The 2,160-nt window shown below is 62.7% G+C and carries 2 protein-coding genes and 2 pseudogenes; all 4 read right to left on the minus strand.

Features of this window, described 5'->3' with window-relative positions:
* Positions 1 to 254: pseudogene (gene actP / locus HX846_RS32510) on the minus strand (cation acetate symporter); the annotation flags it as partial.
* Complete coding sequence (locus HX846_RS32515) at positions 251 to 559, minus strand: DUF485 domain-containing protein (protein WP_003208907.1); 309 nt, start codon at positions 557 to 559, stop codon at positions 251 to 253. The pseudogene actP and the gene HX846_RS32515, both read right to left, overlap by 4 nt.
* A 140-nt stretch (positions 560 to 699) precedes the next feature.
* Positions 700 to 1,776, minus strand: a complete 1,077-nt coding sequence (paaE, locus tag HX846_RS32520; RefSeq protein ID WP_178966985.1) for a 1,2-phenylacetyl-CoA epoxidase subunit PaaE — start codon at positions 1,774 to 1,776, stop codon at positions 700 to 702.
* Between the two features lie 33 nt (positions 1,777 to 1,809).
* Positions 1,810 to 2,160 (minus strand): annotated as a pseudogene (gene paaD / locus HX846_RS32525) (1,2-phenylacetyl-CoA epoxidase subunit PaaD); the annotation flags it as partial.

A 2,160-nucleotide genomic window follows, 5' to 3' on the forward strand; every position in this document is an offset into this window, starting at 1 on the left:
GCCGCCGAGATCATGTCGCCGGCAATCGCCAGGCCATGCTGGAAGCCGCCCATGCCGCCGCCGGCGGGGTAGAAGTCGCTGGCGGAACGGGTGCGCAGGGCGGCCCAGCGAGTCACGCCGAGGGTGAACAGCACGAACACCAGGAACATGCCGATGGCGTTCCAGTTCAGTGGCCGGGATGCGCCGTCGGCGGCGACTGCAAGGTCCGTGGCCAATGCCAGCGGCAGGAGAAACCACGCTACCAGCCGGCTCATGCTGTGCACTCCTGCTTGAGCTTGTCGTTCAGCGGGTCGATCACGTGGTTGGCGCGGTACACATAAAAGCCGGTCAGCGCGAACGCCAGCAGCACAATCACCACACCCACCAGCATGCCCACGGTGGTCACGCCGCCGCTCAACGACTGCCCGAGGGTAGCCGGGGAGAACGCCACCAACAGCACAAACCCGAAATAGATCACCAGCATGATCAGCGACAGCGACCAGTACAGGTTCTGTTTGCGGCGTACCAACTGGATGAAATCGGGATGTCGACGGATGCGCTCGATATCGTCGGGGGTCATGGTGGTGTGCTCCTTTTTATTGTTGTTGTGGTTAAACCTGCGTCCTGTAGGANNGAGGGCGCCGCGTTGATTCAGGCTACCCGCGTCATCGTTAACGATCTTCGCGAGCAAGCTCGCTCCTACAGGGGAGCGGTGTGTCCTTAAAGCTGATCGAAATCCAGTACCACCTTGTCGCTGACCGGGAATGCCTGGCACGACAGCACATAGCCGGCGGCCACTTCGTAGTCTTCGAGGGCGTGGTTGCTGTCCATCTCCACTTCGCCTTCGATGACTTTGCATTTGCAGGTGGAGCACACGCCGGCCTTGCACGAATACGGCAGCTCGGCGCCCTGGGCATTGCCCGCGTCGAGGATGCTCTGAGTGTTGCGGGGCAGGTCGAAGGCGAGGGCGCGGCCATCGCTGATCACCGTGATCTGGCTGACCGCCGCATCCACTTGCCGCGCCGCTTCGCGGGCCTCGCGCTTGTGCTGGCTGCCGGCGGCGGCGAACAGTTCGAAATGGATGCGCTCGGGCGCCATGCCCTTGGCCTTGAGGCTGTCGCGCACGGTCTCGGTCATCTCCTGCGGGCCGCAGATAAAGGACGCGTCGAGGGCTTTTACGTCGAGCCAGCGGGAGAACAGTTGCTCGCACTTCTCGGCATTGATGCGGCCGTTGTAGAGGTCGACATCCTGCTGCTCGCGGCTGAACACGAAGATCAGGTTCAGGCGCTGCAGGTAGCGGTTCTTCAGGTCTTCGAGCTGTTCGCGAAACAGCGCACCGGAGCTGGAACGGTTGCCGTACAGCAGCGTCACGCGGCTGTGGGGCTCGGTTTGCAGGGTGGTCTTGATGATCGACAGGATCGGCGTGATACCGCTGCCGGCCGCCACTGCCAGGTAATGGCCGTGGCGAGCCGGATCAAGGTCCACATGAAAATGCCCGGCGGGCGGCATCACTTCCAGGCTGTGCCCGACCTTGAGCTGTTCATTGGCAAAGGCGGAGAACCGTCCACCGGCCACGCGCTTGATGGCGATGCGCAGTTCACCGTCATTGACCCCGGTGCAGATCGAATAGGAACGGCGCACTTCCTCGCCATCCAGCTGGGTGCGCATCACCAGGTGCTGGCCCTGGGTGAAGTGGAAGCTGTCTTGCAGATGCTGCGGAATCTCGAAGGCGATGGACACCGCATCACGGGTCTCGTTGCGCACATCCTTGATGGTCAGGCTGTGAAATTTGCTCATTGTTGTTCTCCAACCAAGCGGGCCGCAGGCCCCTCAGATGCACTTGAAATAGTCGAACGGTTCCAGGCAATCGCGGCAGCGGTGCAGCGCCTTGCAGGCGGTGGAGCCGAATTCGCTGAGCACTTCGGTGTGGGTGCTGCCGCATTGCGGGCAAGCAATCACCGGGCTTTCTCCCAGCAGGCTGCGTTTGCTGCTACTGCCTTGGGGCGGTGCGATGCCGTAGGCCCGCAGGCGTTCGCGGCCGCTGCTGGTGATCCAGTCGGTGGTCCAGGCCGGGGTCAGCATGCGTTACAGTTGCGGCCCGCGGAAACCAGCCAGCTCCAATGCATCGCGGATATCGCCCAACATCACATAGGTGGCGGGGCAGCCGGAGTAGGTCGGCGT

Origin of the sequence: Pseudomonas sp. K5002, from assembly GCF_013386655.1 — a bacterium.
Lineage (GTDB): Bacteria > Pseudomonadota > Gammaproteobacteria > Pseudomonadales > Pseudomonadaceae > Aquipseudomonas.

Bases quoted from the DNA above. Each gene is read 5' to 3' on its own strand.
- HX846_RS32515 (WP_003208907.1), bottom strand. From the start codon at position 559: ATGACCCCCGACGATATCGAGCGCATCCGTCGACATCCCGATTTCATC.
- paaE (WP_178966985.1), bottom strand. From the start codon at position 1,776: ATGAGCAAATTTCACAGCCTGACCATCAAGGATGTGCGCAACGAGACC.